The sequence below is a fragment of the Haloarcula sp. CGMCC 1.2071 genome (genome assembly GCF_037078445.1).
Lineage (GTDB): Archaea > Halobacteriota > Halobacteria > Halobacteriales > Haloarculaceae > Haloarcula > Haloarcula amylolytica.
The window spans coordinates 174,845-191,305 of sequence record NZ_JAYMGY010000002.1; the positions used below are offsets into that span (position 1 = coordinate 174,845).

Annotated in this window: 15 protein-coding genes and 2 tRNA genes; 8 read left to right on the plus strand and 9 right to left on the minus strand. The window is 63.8% G+C overall.

Annotated elements, in window-relative coordinates; translation table 11 throughout:
• Positions 1-429 (minus strand): 30S ribosomal protein S12, encoded by a 429-nt coding sequence (locus VI234_RS04870; RefSeq protein ID WP_004515440.1) that lies wholly within the window; start codon positions 427-429, stop codon positions 1-3.
• A 459-nt stretch (positions 430-888) separates the two neighbouring features.
• Between VI234_RS04870 and VI234_RS04875 the strand changes: the two genes are divergently transcribed.
• The gene (locus tag VI234_RS04875) at positions 889-3,276 is read left to right on the plus strand and encodes a methyl-accepting chemotaxis protein (protein ID WP_336329394.1); all 2,388 of its coding nucleotides are present in this window, start codon (positions 889-891) and stop codon (positions 3,274-3,276) included.
• A 26-nt stretch (positions 3,277-3,302) separates the two neighbouring features.
• Here VI234_RS04875 and VI234_RS04880 read toward each other — a convergent pair whose 3' ends face one another.
• The 7 genes from VI234_RS04880 to VI234_RS04910 all read right to left on the minus strand — a co-directional run bounded on the left by VI234_RS04880 (position 3,303) and on the right by VI234_RS04910 (position 11,887).
• Complete coding sequence (locus VI234_RS04880; protein ID WP_336329395.1) at positions 3,303-3,647, minus strand: hypothetical protein; 345 nt, start codon at positions 3,645-3,647, stop codon at positions 3,303-3,305.
• Positions 3,648-3,745: 98 nt separating this feature from the next.
• The gene (locus VI234_RS04885) at positions 3,746-4,171 is read right to left on the minus strand and encodes a NusA-like transcription termination signal-binding factor (protein ID WP_005537133.1); all 426 of its coding nucleotides are present in this window, start codon (positions 4,169-4,171) and stop codon (positions 3,746-3,748) included.
• Positions 4,171-5,358: a DNA-directed RNA polymerase subunit A'' gene (gene rpoA2, locus VI234_RS04890; protein WP_336329396.1), complete on the minus strand. Its 1,188-nt coding sequence runs from the start codon at positions 5,356-5,358 to the stop codon at positions 4,171-4,173. The genes VI234_RS04885 and rpoA2 overlap by 1 nt, the downstream gene beginning before the upstream one ends.
• A 2-nt stretch (positions 5,359-5,360) precedes the next feature.
• The gene (locus tag VI234_RS04895) at positions 5,361-8,270 is read right to left on the minus strand and encodes a DNA-directed RNA polymerase subunit A' (protein WP_336329397.1); all 2,910 of its coding nucleotides are present in this window, start codon (positions 8,268-8,270) and stop codon (positions 5,361-5,363) included.
• Entirely contained in the window at positions 8,267-10,093 is a 1,827-nt protein-coding gene (rpoB, locus tag VI234_RS04900; RefSeq protein WP_336329398.1) for a DNA-directed RNA polymerase subunit B, read from the minus strand. The genes VI234_RS04895 and rpoB overlap by 4 nt, the downstream gene beginning before the upstream one ends.
• A 1-nt stretch (position 10,094) precedes the next feature.
• A complete protein-coding gene (locus tag VI234_RS04905) occupies positions 10,095-11,660 on the minus strand; it encodes a DNA-directed RNA polymerase subunit B'' (protein ID WP_004959113.1) in 1,566 nt (521 codons plus the stop codon).
• Positions 11,660-11,887, minus strand: a complete 228-nt coding sequence (locus tag VI234_RS04910; protein ID WP_336329399.1) for a DNA-directed RNA polymerase subunit H — start codon at positions 11,885-11,887, stop codon at positions 11,660-11,662. The genes VI234_RS04905 and VI234_RS04910 overlap by 1 nt, the downstream gene beginning before the upstream one ends.
• A 276-nt stretch (positions 11,888-12,163) precedes the next feature.
• Here VI234_RS04910 and VI234_RS04915 point away from each other — a divergent pair.
• The 7 genes from VI234_RS04915 to VI234_RS04945 all read left to right on the plus strand — a co-directional run bounded on the left by VI234_RS04915 (position 12,164) and on the right by VI234_RS04945 (position 16,229).
• Positions 12,164-12,236: transfer RNA gene (locus VI234_RS04915), tRNA-Asp, on the plus strand.
• A gap of 51 nt (positions 12,237-12,287) precedes the next feature.
• Positions 12,288-12,360, plus strand: a tRNA-Asp gene (locus VI234_RS04920).
• A 380-nt stretch (positions 12,361-12,740) separates the two neighbouring features.
• Complete coding sequence (locus tag VI234_RS04925; RefSeq protein WP_005537126.1) at positions 12,741-13,394, plus strand: hypothetical protein; 654 nt, start codon at positions 12,741-12,743, stop codon at positions 13,392-13,394.
• A gap of 117 nt (positions 13,395-13,511) precedes the next feature.
• A complete protein-coding gene (locus VI234_RS04930; protein ID WP_336329400.1) occupies positions 13,512-13,808 on the plus strand; it encodes a winged helix-turn-helix transcriptional regulator in 297 nt (98 codons plus the stop codon).
• Positions 13,809-13,881: 73 nt separating this feature from the next.
• A complete protein-coding gene (locus tag VI234_RS04935) occupies positions 13,882-14,370 on the plus strand; it encodes a metallophosphoesterase family protein (protein ID WP_336329401.1) in 489 nt (162 codons plus the stop codon).
• Positions 14,371-14,491: 121 nt separating this feature from the next.
• Positions 14,492-15,265: a coenzyme F420-0:L-glutamate ligase gene (locus VI234_RS04940; RefSeq protein WP_008307499.1), complete on the plus strand. Its 774-nt coding sequence runs from the start codon at positions 14,492-14,494 to the stop codon at positions 15,263-15,265.
• The gene (locus VI234_RS04945) at positions 15,252-16,229 is read left to right on the plus strand and encodes a 5,10-methylenetetrahydromethanopterin reductase (RefSeq protein ID WP_336329402.1); all 978 of its coding nucleotides are present in this window, start codon (positions 15,252-15,254) and stop codon (positions 16,227-16,229) included. Before VI234_RS04940 ends, VI234_RS04945 begins: the two co-directional genes overlap by 14 nt.
• On the opposite strand, the gene VI234_RS04950 is transcribed toward VI234_RS04945, so the two are convergent.
• A complete protein-coding gene (locus VI234_RS04950) occupies positions 16,186-16,404 on the minus strand; it encodes a hypothetical protein (RefSeq protein WP_008307497.1) in 219 nt (72 codons plus the stop codon). The genes VI234_RS04945 and VI234_RS04950 overlap by 44 nt on opposite strands.
• Positions 16,405-16,461: the final 57 nt, after the last annotated feature.

Below are 16,461 nucleotides of genomic sequence, written 5' to 3' on the forward strand. Positions count from 1 at the left end.
TTATCGGACCGGTTTCTCCGCGTTACCGCGAACGAGTTCAATGAGAGAGACACCGTTGACTTTCTCGACCTTGTAGTTGACACCGGAGAGGTCGCCCATCGCGCGGCCCTTCGCCCCGCCGATACCCGCAATCGTGACCTCGTCGTGCTCGTCGATGAAAGAGATAGCGCCGTCACCGGGACAGAACGCGGTGACCTGCTTACCGTTCTTGATGAGCTGGACGCGGACACATTTCCGGATCGCGGAGTTAGGCTGCTTGGCCTCGATTCCGACTTTCTCCAGTACGATACCTCGTCCCTGGGGCGCACCCTCGAGCGGGTCGGACTTCTTGCCCAGGCCGCGTTCGCGACGCGCGTAGTCAGTGTCGGACCACCGGTGCTTCTGGCGGTCCTTCTTGAGCTTGCGCGCGGCGTACTTGCCGTTCGCCATAGTAGGCACTGGTACCTTTCGGAGGTACTTAAGACTCCTCTTTCGGACTCAGCCGGTAGCGCTTCCGTGTGTGGCGTTCTGTGCCATAGACGGGGGAAATCAGGTGCAGACCTGCGTTAGATAACGCGAAGAGAGGTCACAACAGCGGGAAAGAAACGGGTAACAAGGTGTTTCAGTCGGCGTATGACGCGCAAAGCAGTTCCCGGCGGTCCTTCGGGAACCCATTTTCGATTATTTCAGGCTTCACAGAGTTTTCTGAGACTATTTCGGGAGACTCCACTAGCATCGGTCTGCGGAATTCGTCACACCCGACAGTGTACGTATCAGGAGTCACAGACACCGGTCCCAGTCCGCCAGGCCGGGAGATAGCCCGGCCACACGGAATCAGGTGTGATAACTGGGCAGATGGTTTCTAGTACCGGCGCTTGAGTTATTCAGACAGACCTGCGGGTAGTATCTATGAAACTCGAACAACGTCTCCCAGACATCGTCCGGCGAACGTACCTCCGGAAGTTGACGCTCATCATTCTCTGTATTGCCCTGCTCGTTGCGGGTGTCAGCGTCACTGCGGAGCGGACGGTCGCAAACGAACTGACTGAACAGCGCGAGAACGAACTGCAGACGGGTACCATCCAGACGGCCACGACAACAGCGGACTGGGTCCGTAGCCAGCGAAACGCCGCACGAACTCTCTCAACGCTGTCCGACGTTCAGGAGGGGAGTCCAACGATGATCCGTGGCGCGTTACAGCGGCAAGCGTTCTACCAGCCGGATTCAGTGTATGCCATCCACTACGTCAACGAGGAGACCCTGGAAATCGAGGAGTCGTCGCTGAGCGACCGACGCGACACGTCGCTCCGAACTGACGACTTCGAGTGGGAAGGTGGCGGCCTCTCGGTCACCGGGTCGAACTCGGTCGATATGTCGACAGTGTACACTTATGGCGGGGGGAAGTACATCGCCTTCGCGAGCCCGGTCGCCCGGAGCGACAAACTGGTCGTCGTGGTCCACAACGTGACCGCGCGGACGGCCCAGTTCCGCAACTCCATCGACGGCGGTGAAACGCGGATTATCCGACAGGACGGCACGGTCCAGTTCGCCGAGGACGCCTCGACTATCGGGACGCAGTACAACGTCTCCGCCAACCTGACCGCACTCACAGCGGGAGAAAGCGACGTGGCCCGGAGCGGGCCGTACCTGCTCGCCGCGGAGTCCGTCGATGACACGCCGTGGATCGTCGTCAAGCAGGCCCCGAAATCGGCCGCCTTCGCGCTACGTGACAGTATTCAGGGGAGCTTCGTCGCCATCATCGGCGTTTCACTGGCCGGGTTCGCCCTCATCGGCGTCCTCGTCGGTCGCGGCATCATGCAGTCGCTCAGACGGCTCTCGACTCAGGCGGAAGCCCTTGCGGTGGGGAACTTCGACACCGACATCGAACAGTCTGACCGCCTCGACGAGATCGGCGACGTCCAGAACGCCTTCTACGAGATGAAGACCTATCTCGACACCGTCGCCGCACAGGCCGACGCGCTCTCCAGACAGGCGTTCGACGACCCGGTGCTCGACGAGGACATCCCCGGCCAACTCGGGGCGTCGCTATCGAGCATGCACGGCAACCTCGAATCGTTCATCAGCGACCTCGAACAGGCCCAGCAAGAGGCCGAAGAGTCCAAAGAGGAGGCTGAGGAGTTGGCCGGAACGCTCGAACGGCAGGCCGAGGAGTTCTCGGCCGTGATGCGGAAAGCGGCCGACGGCGACCTCACGCAGCGACTCGACACCGACACGGACAACGACGCGATGGCCGACATCGCCGCCGCGTTCAACGATATGCTCGCCCAGCTCGGCCAGACAGTCATGCGTATCCGGGAGTTCGCTGACGACGTCGACGGCTCCGCCGACCAGATCACCGCGAGCGCCACGGAGGTCCGTGACGCCAGCGAGGAGGTCAGCGAATCCGTGCAGGAGATCGCCGACGGCGCGGAGACGCAGTACGAGAACATCGAAGAGACGGTCGACGAGATGTCAGGCCTCTCCGCGACGGTCGAAGAGGTCGCAGCACAGGCCGACGAAGTCGCGACCACATCGAACGAGGCCGCCGAAATCGGTGAGACCGGTAGCGAGCGTGCGTCGGAGGCCATCGAGGTGATGAACGACATCGAGACGCGAGCCGACGAGACTATCGACCGCGTCGAGTCCCTCGACGAGGAGATGGAGCAGATAGGCGACATCGTCGATCTCATCGACGACATCGCCGAGCAGACCAATATGCTCGCCCTGAACGCCTCTATCGAGGCCGCCCGAGCCGGCGAAGCTGGCGAAGGGTTCGCCGTCGTCGCCGACGAGATCAAAGGCCTCGCCCAGGAAACGACCGAGGCCACCGAAGAAGTCTCGACGGTTATCGAGGACGTGCAGGACACCACCGGTGACGCCGTGACCGACATCAGGCAGATGGGCGACTCCGTCACGGACGGTATCGACACTGTCGACGACGCGATCAAGTCCCTCGAACAGATCGTCGACCGCGTCGAGGAGGTCAACGACGGCATCCAGTCCATCAGCGACGCCACCGACGAGCAGGCCGCGACGACGGAGGAAGCAGTGGCGATGACCGACGAGGTCGGGACAATCAGCGAGGAAACCGCGTCCCGCGCCGAGAACGTCGCCGCCGCCGCGGAGGAACAGACCGCGACGATCAACGAAGTCACCGGCGGCATCGAATCCCTTTCGGACCAGGCCGGCGACCTCAGCGAACTCTTGCAGACGTTCGATGTTGACAGCGGCACCACGCACAGCGATACCGACGTGTACGAACACGGCACGGACGACCCGGCCACTGGCGACGACTGAGTGTCGCCTCCTGTTTCATCTGCCACTTACAGTTTCGGTTCGGCGCTCGATGTGACCCATTGGTAGAGACCATAGCTACCGAGAAGAACCCCGGCACAAACGCCGAGAGCGGAGCCGATATCCTGTCGCTGGCTGAACCGGGCGAAATAAAAGAACGCGGTTAGTCCGCCGCCGACGAGCGGGTACGCCGGTGACGCGAGCAGTCCCTCGACGAGACTCGTGGCCCCCACCAACACGAACAGCGCGAGCATAAACGCGCCTTCGAGTCCGGACGGGGGGTTCCCCAGAACGTGTGCGTGATACAGGTAAATTCCGACGATAGTCAGCGGAGCCAGCAGGTCGCCGCCGTCTGGACGCCGGAGTGCAGGCATAGCAGTCGGTTCACGACCAATCAAAAAAGCGGTTTCTGTCCGTCCCCACATCGACTGCCCGAGCAGGCGGGTCCGTGGACCCGCTCAAATCACCCCGCTCAGGTCAGTTCGATGCCGTCGATTTCGAAGTGTCGCTTGGCCAGTTGCCGGGCGGCGTCGATGTTTCGGCCTTCGCGACCGATAGCGGCCCCGCGGTCTTCCTGTGCCACTTCGACGTAGGCGACGGTGTCGTCGTTCTCCGAGACGGTGACGTTGTACACCGCGGCCGGCGCGAGCGCGTTGGCCACGAAGTCCTCGGCCGTCTCGGCGGCTTCGACGAGTTTGACCTCGCGGCCGAGACGCTCCTCGACACGCTCGACCGTCTGACCGCCCGGGCCGATAGCGTCGGCCATCTCCCCGCGCTTGACCAGATACACCACCTGGTCGTGGTCTTCGTCGACGATGCAATCCCGGACGGTGACGGCTGCTTCGTCCTCGAAGAGGGCGACCAGTCGACGTGCTTCGTCCGAGAGTTCGACCCGCATCAGTCCTGGGTCGTTCCCATCCGGAGGTTGACGTCACCGGTGCCGAGTTTGATCGGCTTCCCGACGATGACGTTCTCCGTGACGCCGTCGAGTTCGTCGACCTCGCCGTGGATGGCGGCATCGAGCAGGTGATTGACCGTCACCTCGAAGGCCGCACGGGCGAGCACGGAGTCTTTCGACCCCGAGATACCGTGGCGACCGATGGACTCGATGGTCCCCTCGTTGGTCATGATGTCGGCGACCAACATCAGGTGCCGGACGTTCACATCGTCCAGGCCCTGCTCTTCGAGCGTGTTCATCGTCTCGTTGATGAGCGTCTCGCGGGCCGCCTCGATGCCCAGTTCCTGGTTGATCTCGTGGATGTTGTTACACGTCGTTCGGGAGGCGTCGACGCCTTCGATGTCCAGCACTTCGCCGAAGTCCGATCCTTCGGTGTAGAGGACGAACTCCTCGCCGTTGTCGGTCTCCTCCTTGCGGATGACGACGCGGGTGATCTCCTCGATACCCTTGAAGACGATCTCCCGCAGCTCCTCGACCAACTGCAGTAGGTCGCGGTAGCTGGGTTCCTCCGGCCCGAACTCGATGACTGTCCCGACCTGCCGGGCCGAGACGCCGAGGTTCGATTCGATGGTCTCGGCGATCTCCTCGGCGACGGCGTCCGTGTCGTTGACCGTCGGCCACCGCTCCAGCAGCGTGTCCTCGTTGAGGTCGATCTCGACGAGCATATCCGCGACGTTCGTCGAAATATCACCCAGCGCGAGGATGCGCGTCGCCTCGATCTTCCAGACGACCTCGTGGGCGCGCTCGCGGTCCTCGGCGTACTCCTCGTCCAAGTGGACCGTCATCATCGGCGTGTCCGGCGTCTTCCGGGCGTCCACGAGCTCGATGAGCCGTGGCAGGCCCTGGGTCACGTCGATTTCGGCGACCCCCGCGTAGTGGAACGTGTTCATCGTCATCTGCGTTCCCGGTTCGCCGATGGACTGGGCCGAGACGGTCCCGACCGGGTCAAGCGGATCGACGCGGGTATCGAGGTAGCGGGACTCGACGGCCTTGGCGATGCGGTCGGCGTCGTCGACGCCCACGCCGCGTTCCTCGACAGTGCTGTACACCTCGTTTTTCAGCCGTCGCGGCAGCTCAGTGTCCTCGACGACGGCCTCGATGTCTGCTGATACGTCGTGTGCTGTCATTGTTAGTCGTCACCCTCGGCCATCCACCAGTCGTCGGCGTGCTCCGAGAGGTTGGTCCGCTCGGTCCGCGTGCCGAGGAAGCTCTCCTTCTGCTTCTCGCTCTCGAACTCCTCGTCGAGGACGCTGTCTGCGATCTGCTCGACGTCGACGGCGTCACCCTCCTGATTAGAGGAGACGTCGACCGGCGACGTGCCGTCCTCGCCGAACTCGAACTGAACGATGGTGTCCGAGGTGTCCCGGACGGTCCCGTCGTACTGCGTCTCCAGTTCGGAGAGGGCGTTGATGAGTCGGCGCTGCAGGTAGCCGGACTTCGAGGTCCGGACGGCCGTGTCGACCAGGCCCTCGCGGCCACCCATCGCGTGGAAGAAGAACTCCTTCGGGCCGAGCCCGGAGCGGTAGGAAGCCTCGACGAAGCCGTGGGCGTCCGCCGAGAGGTCGTTCTCCTCGAAGTGCGAGAGGGTTCGGTTCTCGTAACCGCGGTTGATCCGCTCGCCACGAACTGCCTGCTGGCCGACACAGCCGGCCATCTGGGTCAGATTCAGCATCGACCCACGCGCGCCGGACTCGGCCATGATGACGGCCGGGTTGTCCTCGCCGAAGTGGTCTTCGGCGATGTCACCGGCGGAGTCACGGGCCTTGCCCAGCGTCTGCATGATCTTCATCTCCAGGGTCTCGTCGACGGTTCGACCGGGCAGCGATTCGAGTTCGCCCCGGTCGTAGGTCTCGATGAGTTCCTCGACGCGGTCGTACGCGCTGTCGATAGCGTCGTTAATCTGCTCTTCGGCCTCTCGCGGGATGGACTCGTCGTCGATGCTGATGGAGAACCCGAAGTGCATAATCGACCGCATCGCCAGCGCGGAGACCTCGTTGACCAGAATCCGGGCGCGGGTCCGCGAGTACTCCTTGGTGATGCTGTCGACGATTTCGCCGCCGAAGGCTCCGACGGCGTCCTCGTCGATAGTGCCGCCGGTCATCTGGCCGTCCTCGACGACGACGGTGTCGCCGGCCGAGGAGGTGAACTCCAGATTGAGGTCGTCTGGCAGCAGTTCCGAGAACAGCGAGCGGCCGGTCCAGTACTCCTCGCCGTCCTCGTCGACGCCGTCGGACGGAGGCAGTTCGTCGATGCGTGTCGCCCGGAGCAGGTCCAGCGCCTGCGTCTCGTTGAACTTCGGATTGGTGTGGGTCAGCAGGTAGGTCCCGCTGATGTGGTCCTGAATCGCGCCGATGATGTTCTCGCCGAAGCGCGGGGAGAGCATCTGTTCCTGCACGCGCATGAGGACGCGGGCCTCGGCCCGGGCCTCCTCGTTTTGCAGGGCGTGCATGTTCATCTCGTCCCCGTCGAAGTCAGCGTTGTACGGCGGACACACCGTCGTGTTCAGCCGGAACGTCTTGTACGGCATCACGACCACCTCGTGGGCCATGATGGACATCCGGTGGAGCGACGGCTGGCGGTTGAAGATGATGATGTCGCCGTCGACCAGGTGGCGGGACACTTCCCAGTCCGGTTCGACCTTCTCCGCGAGTTCCTCGCAGTTCTTCTCGGTCACCTTCAGTCGGCGGCCGTCGGGCCGCTTGACGTAGTTCGCGCCAGGGTGACCCTCGGGGCCGTTGGAGACGTAGCCCCGGGCCTCATCCAGATTGCGCTCGGTGACGTTCATCGTCTGGGTCATCTCCTTGGCGACCCGGTCCGGCACGCCGACCTCGTTCAGCGAGAGCGTCGGGTCCGGCGAGATGACGGTACGAGCGGAGAAGTTCACGCGCTTCCCGGACAGCGAGCCACGGAAGCGGCCCTCCTTGCCCTTGAGGCGCTGGGAGAGGGTCTTCAGCGGGCGGCCGGAGCGGTGTCGTGCCGGCGGCGTGCCCGAAATCTCGTTGTCCATGAACGTGGTGACGTGGTACTGCAGCAGTTCCCAGAGGTCCTCGATAATCAGCTGTGGCGCGCCCGCCTCGCGGTTCTCCATGAACCGCTGGTTGATGCGGATGATGTCAACGAGCTTGTGGGTGAGGTCGTCCTCGGAGCGCTGGCCGTTGTCCAGCGTAATCGAGGGTCGGGCCGTCACCGGCGGCACCGGCAGCACCGTCAGAATCATCCACTCCGGTCGGGAGCGGGCCGGCTTCATCCCAAGCACTTCGATGTCCTGGTCCGGGATGTCCTCGAACCAGTCCCGGATGTCGCTGGGCATCAGCTTGTTCATGTCCTCCTCGGTCAGGTCGACCGAGAGCGCCTTCTCCAGGGCGCGACGGTCCTCCTGGCGAGGGCGGAACTCGCCGCTGAGAATCTCCTGGACGCGGCTGCTGTCGATGCCAGTCTCCTCGGAGAGGTCAATCGGCGAGATCGGGTCCTCGGACTCCTCCATCGCAGCGGCGATCCGCTCGGGGTAGTCCGAGGCCAGCACGTCCTGGACCTCGTAGTAGGTGGTCGGCTTCTCGTGTTTGATGTCGTACTGCTTCTCGCCACAGAACGGACAGCGGTCCTTCTTGCGGGCCTGCCGGATGGCGGCCTTGGTCACGTCGTTGAGGTCGCGACCGAGGTCCTGGGTCCGGGTCAGGCGGTCCGCGAACTCCTCGCGCTCGTGCTCGTCGAGACAGAGCCGGGAGCAGTCCCGGCAGGTCCCGCGCAGCAGTCGGCGGATGAGCTTCGCGAAGCCGACGTGGATGACGGGGGCAGCGAGTTCGATGTGGCCGAAGTGACCGTTACACGACCCGCTGTGTTTCCCGCAGGTCTTGCACTCCAGTCCGGGGTCGATAACCCCGAGTCGCGGGTCCATCAGCCCCATGTCGATGGGGAAACCGTCGTCGTCGTACGTGTCGGCCGTGATCACTTTCGTGGCCGACATCTCGCGGTACTCCTCGGGATCCATCAGCCCGAAGCTGAGCTGACCGATTTCCTGGGGTGTCTGTTGTGAGCTCATACTGCGTCCTCCAGTTCGATCCGCGGCGCGATACCGAGCGCCTTCATCTCGTCGAGCAGGAGCTTGAACGCGTAGGACATCTCGACCTCGTGGATGTCCGTCTCCTCCTCGCAGTTCGGACAGTAGATGCGCCGTTGTTCGACGTTCTCGACAGCGGTCATCCCACACTGCCCGCAGACGTTGATCCACTCGCGGTCGGACTCATCGAGCAGACGCTCCTTGAGCGCCATCGCCGCGCCGTGCCCGATGAGCACGTCCCGCTCCATCTCACCCACGCGCAGGCCACCTTCGCGGGCGCGCCCCTCGGTGGGCTGGCGGGTGAGCACCTGCACCGGCCCGCGCGAGCGGGCGTGCAGTTTGTTCGAGACCATGTGATACAGCTTCTGGTAGAAAATGTCGCCGACGAAGATTTCGGCGTCGATCTTCTCGCCGGTGATGCCGGAGTACATCGTCTCCTTCCCCGACGAATCGAAGCCGTGGTCTTCGAGCGAGCCACGGAGTTCGTCCTCGTCCTCGCCGGTGAAGGCGGTGCCGTCGACGCGGCGGCCTTCGAGTGCGCCAACTTTGCCGCCAATCATCTCCAGAATGTGGCCGACGGTCATCCGCGACGGCAGCGCGTGCGGGTTGATGATGAGGTCCGGGACGACGCCCTCCTCGGTGAACGGCATGTCCTCCTGAGGGGCGATGTGGCCGACGACGCCCTTCTGGCCGTGCCGTGAGGCGAACTTGTCCCCGAGTTCGGGGATGCGTTCGTCACGTACAGAGACCTTCGAGAGCTTCGAGCCGTCCTCGCCTTCCATCAGCGTGACCGTGTCCACCACGCCGGATTCGCCCGAGCGCATCGTCACGCTCGTCTCCCGGCGCTTCTGTGGCGAGAGGCCGCCCATGTCGTCCGGTTCTTCGAGGAACCGGGGCGGGCTGGTCTTGCCAAGCAGGACGGCGTTCTCGCCGACCTTCGTCTCGGGGTTGACGAGGCCGTCGTCGTCGAGGTGCGTGTACGCTTCTTCACCGCGAGCGCCGCGGACCTCGTCGTCGGGCATCTCGAAGCGGTCCTCCTGACCGCCGGGGTAGCGCCGTTCCTCGCCCTCGTACGTACGGAAGAAGTGCGAGCGGGCGAGCGCGCGGTCGACCGACCCCTGGTTCATGACGAGTGCGTCTTCGATGTTGAACCCCTCGTAGCTCATCACGGCGACGACGAAGTTCTGTGCCGCGGGGCGGTCGTCGTAGCCGATCTGTTCAGTGGTCTGGGTCTTGACCATCGACAGCTGCGGGTAGTGCAGCAGGTGCTGGCGCGTGTCCGGACGAATACGGTAGTTCGCCGACGGCAGGCCCAGCGACTGCTTGATCATCCCCGACCCCATCGTAATCCGGGGCGAGGCGTTGTGTTCGGGGTACGGAATCATCCCCGCACCGATACCGAACATCAGCTGTGGGTCGACTTCCAGGTGCGTGTGGTTCTCCGTGAGTTCGTCCTCATCGACGCCGACAAGGATGTCTTCCTCTTCCTCGGCATCGATGAACTCGATGAGACCGCGTTCGACGAGCTCTTCGAATTCGAGCTCGCCGTCTTTGACCTGCTCGACTTCCTCGTCGGTCATCAGCGGTTCGCCGTCCTCGACGACCAACAGCGGGCGTCGGGCACGGCCGGCGTCGGCGTTGATGATAACCTCACCGGTCCGGTTCTTGACCGAGACGTTGACCATCTGGGAGACGTCCCCCCGTCGTCGCGCCTGTCGTACCTGTTCTGCGAGCTGTTCCGGGTCGGGATGTGTCCCGACCAGACTACCGTTTACGTATACTTTGGCTTCGCGTCCCTGACTCATATTAATCGTCCGCGGGCTGCTGTTCTATCGACTCGATACCGGGGATGCCCTGGACCCCCATCTCTGCGAGTTCCTGTTTGAGACCCTGCGGGTCCGACACGTCCTGTGACAGCTCCATCGCCTGGGCGAAGTTCTTCACCAGCCCACAGTTGGGGCCTTCAGGCGTCTCGGAGGGACAGATGCGACCCCACTGGGTCGCGTGCAGGTCCCGTGCCTCGAAGTGGGGCTGAGAGCGACTGAGCGGTGAACGCAGTCGCCGGAGGTGTGACAGCACCCCCATGAAGTCGGTCCGGTCGACCAGCTGGCTCACGCCGGAGCGGCCGCCGACCCAGTTCCCCGTCGCGATCGGGTGTTCGAGTCGCTCGGTCAGCACGTCCGAGCGAACGACCGTCGAAACGGAGAGCTGACGGTTCCGCATGTTGGCCCGTTCGAGCTGGTACTTCACGTCCCGGGCGAGCTTGTTCAGCGCCGTCCGGAACAGGTCGGTCATCAGGTCGCCGCTGACCTTCAGCCGCTTGTTGGCGTAGTGGTCCTTGTCGTCGGATTCGCGACGGCCCAGTGCCAGTTCGAAACACGCCTCGGCCATCCGGCAGAGGTAGAACGCCTTGTTGATGCGGACCTCCTCTTCCTCGACGCCTTCCTCGTGCAGATGCGGGAGGAGATAGCGGTCGATGACGTAGTTGGCCCGCTTGAGCTGGTAGTTCTTGCCCTGCCCGGAGGCGACACGCTTGCCCAGCGTCTCGATGGCTTCCTCGGTCGTCTGGACCTCGGCCTCCTCTAAGTTCTCCAGCATGAACTTCACGATTTCCGGGTCCTCGCTGACGCGGTGGACGATCTCCTCGTCCGATTCCAGCCCCAGCGCGCGGACCAGCGTGACGAAGTCGATACTGCCCGAAACGGACGGGAACGAGACTTCCAGCAGCCCGTCCCGGGTCCGTTCACACAGCACCAGCGCGCGGTAGCCACGGCGCTGGGAGAACGTCTTGGCGACCTGCACCTCGTCGCCGTACTTGGTGTCGTACTCGGCAAGAATCTTGTTCGGGGCAAGGTCCTCACTGGTCATCAGCACCCGCTCGGAGCCGTTGACACAGAAGTAGCCACCGGGGTCTGCAGGGTCCTCGCCGATGTCGATGAGTTCCTCGTCGGTGAAGCCCGCGATGTTACACTTGTTCGACCCGACCATGATGGGCATTCGCCCGATCTTGGTCTCCGTCCGGTCGACGACTTCCTCCGGTTCTTCCTCGCCACCGCGAACGATGGCCATCTCCATGAACACCGGCGCGGAGTAGGTGATGTTTCGGAGTCGGGCTTCCTGCGGGTACAGCAGTTCCTCGCTGCCGTCAGCCTCGCGGACCCGTGGAGTGACGACGCGGACGTCGCCGAGTTCGACCCATACCGGTTCCTGCCCTTCCTTGTCACCGATGTCGGTCTCGATGGTCTCTTTCTCGTCGACGACCTGCTGCATTCCCCGGTCGAGGAATGCGTTGAACGAGCGGAAGTGGTGTTCGGCGAGCCGTTCCTTGGCGAAATATTCACGCGATATAGCGCGGCGATCTTGTGTGTCCATTATTCTACCACCAGTCGATACACGACGGCTTCATCCGTCGTTCTGGAGTTGCGGACGATCCGGACCACGTCACCGACTTCGGCGTCATCGGGCAGCGCCTTGTCGGTGCGCTTGATCTTCGGAAGGTCCGTTTTCTTGATTTCATACTCCGTGAGTACTGCTTCGAGGTCGTCCTCGTCGACGACACTGTGGTCTGGGACGAGGTCGTGTTGACTTACATCTACCATGTGTGTGCGTGTGCGTTTGGCCTGCTGCTGGAGAAGGTGGCTGTCACGAGATACTACAGGGCCGTACTGTCGGGGCGCATATAACACTTACCAAGTCGCTCTGCTGTGGCTACCGGACCCGCCCACCCTCACGGACTGCGGGCGTGGTTGCTCCTACCACCCACATGAAGCAGAGCGGACATAGAACTTTGGGTCCCGTCATGTGCACTCATCACGGGGCGGGTTTCTTTGGAAAGTCTTAATACCGACACCAAGGTACGAAGAAATGCAACGAAGGCCCGGATGGTGTAGTGGCCCATCATACGACCCTGTCACGGTCGTGACGCGGGTTCAAATCCCGCTCCGGGCGTTCCTATTGCGACCTAACTGACGAGCACCGTGCAGTATGTGCTCGTAGGCTGCCCGGATGGTGTAGTGGCCCATCATACGACCCTGTCACGGTCGTGACGCGGGTTCAAATCCCGCTCCGGGCGTACTTTTCCGACGAACAAATCCGTGAGTCGGAAATCCGTAACGAGCGGATTTGAATCACGCAAGACGAGCACCGCGAGTCTTGCTCCGGTTCAAATCCCGCTCCGGGCGCTCACTCCCCTCCGGGCACGTTTTGCTGACTCTTCAGCAGACAGTAAACACCGCCTACTGGTCGATAAAACGGCATATACTGATACCACACGCGCGGCACAATAGCAGACGTCCGGGGAAGTGCCCCCTTGGCCTGTCATAGTGTCCGTCCACCGGGCCGGACGTGCTATCACTTCACGCGGTGCGGCATATGTTTTGTGTTGGTTGTAAGGCGTGCCGATTAGCGGCTGCCAGCGACAAACTGTTTACGAGGCCCCGCAAAAGAGGGGCCATGGAGGACGTGGATGGCGAGGAAATGCCCGGCGCAATCGTCGAGGCGTTCCTCGAACGCGAGGAGGGCGTCCGGGCGCTGCTTGAGGAACTGGAGAAGCTCACTATCGAGGGCCGTCACGAGGAGGTCCGCGACCGCGTTCGCAATCTGGCCGACAGCGACGAGTCGGTGTTTTACACCGTGGCCTTTAGCCTCACCAACTCGCGGCAGTTCTTCGGCGACGTGGAGGCACAGCTGGACGTGACCGCCGCGGACCGGCTTCGGGACCTCGCCGACACGTTTCCCGCGCTGGCCGAGCCGTTCAACATCGTCCGAACGGAGCGGGCGGACGACCGCCTCAATCCGGTGACGGACACGAGCTACGCGGTGAGCTACCACCGCGGCGTCGAGTCGCCGATGGTGACCTACAGCCCGCTGTCGGGCGAGCAGGAGCTGTACGAGTCCCGTGGAACGCCGAGTGAGGTGTTGCGGGTGGCGTCCGACCTCACGAGCGCGACGACCGACGCGCTGGACGTGGCGATGGACAACGACTACTCGGTCAACACGGAGGAGCTAAGTGCGCTCATCGACCGCCGCGAAGAGTTGGAGACGGAGCTGAGCAAGCTCCGGGACCAGCTCGACGAGCTTCGCCGGACGCCGGTCTCGGACGAGTAGCGACTGACGGTTCACATAGGCAGAGAGCGGTACAGAGGGACAACCCGCGTCGCAGTGCCGCAACTGAGGCGTTTATGTGTCACGGCCCTAAATGCACAGATACGATTTGCTATGGGAATGGACCGACTGGAAGATCAGGTCGAGAAGGAGGGGCGGGACCTGTCGATCCTCGAAGCCGTCATGGAGAACGGGCCGATCGGTATCGTTCGGCTCGCCGAGGAGACAGGGGTCCCGAAACACAAGGTGCGGTACTCGCTACGGATGCTGGAAGACGACGAACTCATCGAGCCGACGCCGCAGGGAGCGATTCCGGTGGACAACATCGACGAGCGGGTCGCAACGATCAACGACGGAATCGACCGACTGGTCGAGCAGTTGGACGGACTGCGGGACGTGTTTTCGTCCACAGAGTAGGCCGCCGAAGCGATCGGTCGGCACCCGTTTCCGTGGCAGTAACCCTTTTCGAACGCCGGCGTGATGGGTCGGTATGGATGTCGCTCTCATCAGCGATTCGCACATCCCCTCCCGGGAACACGAAATCCCGCCGTCGTTCCGGGAACGCATCGAGGTCGCCGACCACGTCATCCACGCCGGTGACTTCGACAGCAAGGGGGCGCTCGCTGACATCCGCCACATGGCGACGGGGCTGACCGCCGTCTCGGGCAACATCGATCCGCAGATCGGGTTGCCGGACCGGGCGACAGTCGAACTCGGCGGCGTCACGTTCGTCGTGACACACGGTACCGGATCACAGCGGGGCTGGGCAGACCGCGTCGCGAGAGCGGTTCGGGAAGCGGCCGACAGCAGCGCCGTCGGCGTCGCCGGCCACACGCACGAACTGACGGACACTGTCTACGAGGGAGTACGACTCCTGAATCCCGGTAGCGTCACGGGGGCATCGCCGGCCAGCCGACCGACGATGCTGACGGCGGCGGTCGAGGACGGGACGCTCGACGTGGCCAAGCACGAACTGTAGCACAACGCGGCAGGCGCGGGACACTGTGAGCGGCCACCGAGAGATGGCGGCAGCCGTTGCCGCTGTTGGCCGGCTTTGCAGCGAACGCGGGTCTTTTTCCCGCAGGGACCGCAGAGGCGGTATGGAAGTGTTCGCGGTCGAGGGGTTGCCCGAGGTCCGCCCCGGCGACGACGTGACCGAACTGCTCGTCGAGCGGGCCGACCTCCGGGACGACGACGTGGTCTGTGTCGCCAGCACCATCGTTTCCAAGGCCAACGGACGCGGCCGGTCGCTGTCGTCGTACGAGCCAGGCGAGCGCGCCGAGCGCATCGCGGCGACCATCGAGGACATCGCCGGTGAGGAGAAAGACCCTCGAATGGCACAGGCGATTCTCGATGAGTGTACTGAGGTGCTGGTCGAAGCCCCCTTCATCCTCGGCGTGACGGAGTTCGGGCATATCACCGTCAACGCGGGCATCGACCGCTCGAACGTGCCCGGCGCGGACCTCCTCTTGCTCCCCGAGGACCCGACGGCGGAGGCCGAAGCGATCCGCGATGGTATCCGCGAACAAGCGGGCGTCGAACCCAGCGTTATCGTCACCGACACGTCGGGCCGGCCGTTCCGACTCGGTCAGCGCGGGGTCGCGCTGGGCTGGGCCGGGCTCCCTGCCTCTCGGGACTGGCGGGGCGAACACGACCGTGACGGCCGCGAACTCGAAGCCACCGTCCAGGCCGTCGTCGACGAACTCGCCGCCGCGGCCAACCTCGTCACCGGCGAAGGCGACGGCGGGACGCCCGCCGCAGTCGTCCGCGATTTCGACTTCGGCGACCACGCGGGCAGCGAGCAACTGTTCCGCGACCCGGAGAAGGACGTAGTCAGACAAGCACTCAGAGACTGGTCTCATGTACGCGATTGAACTCACCCCGGAACACCCGGTCGATCAGCTCGCCTCCTTCGCAGCACAGGCCGAATCAAACGGACTCGACGGCGTCTTCGCCAGCCATCACTACAACAACCGCGACCAGTTCATGTCGCTGTCGGCGATGGCCGAGCGGACCGACGACGTGTTGCTCGGTCCCGGCATCGCTAATCCCTACGAGACACATCCGGTGACGCTTGCCTCGCGGGCCGCGACGCTGGAGGAACTGAGCGACGGCCGGGCCGTCTTCGGTATCGGGCCGGGGGATAAATCGACGCTCAGCAACCTCGGTTTCGACCACGACGACGCCCTGCGCCGCGTGCTTGAGACGTTCACGACCGCCCGGAAGCTCTGGGACGGTGAACGTGTCGACCACGACGGTACCTTCGAGGCGGTCGACGCCGGGCTGAACTACGAGGTCGGCGAGATTCCGGTGTACGTCGGCGCGCAGGGGCCACACATGACCCGGATGGCGGCGAAGCACGCCGACGGCACACTGTACAACGGAGCGCGTCCAAAGGACCTCGCGTGGGCACGCGAGCAAGTAGAAGAGATGGCCGACGAACGGCCCGAGGAGTACGGCGAGTTCGACCTCGCGGCCTACGCCAGCGTCTCGGTCGCCGAGGACGAGGCCGAGGCGCGGGAGGCCGCCCGACCGCCGGTCGCGTTCGTCGCCGCGGGGTCGCCGCCGCCGGTGCTCGACCGCCACGGCATCGACCACGACGCCGCCGAGGAGATTGGGCAGGCAATTTCGGCCGGCGAGTTCCCGACCGCGTTCGAGGCGGTGACTGAACCGATGCTCGACGCGTTCTGTATCGCCGGAACGCCGGAGACAGTCGCTGAGCGCACGGCGGAGCTAGAAGAGTATGCTGACAGTATCGTGTTCGCGTCACCGCTCGGGCCGGACGTCGAGACAGCTATCGATTTGCTTGGGGCGGTCCTCGACCGCCGGAGCCACTGAACAGCGACAGCACGGCCCCCAGCGACAGGTACCCGAAGAAGACGACCGAGACGGTCGTGATGACGGCACCGACGGCGAGCATGAGTGCCGCCAGCGGGTCGTTCAGTGCCACGTCGATGAACCAGCCGGGCATGTCGATGACGCTCTGGAGCAGTTCCGACAGCAGTCCTTGCATTACCTGAACGTTAGCGTGGCCCTACTTTGTGTTTGCGTTCCCGGCCACAACGTGGTT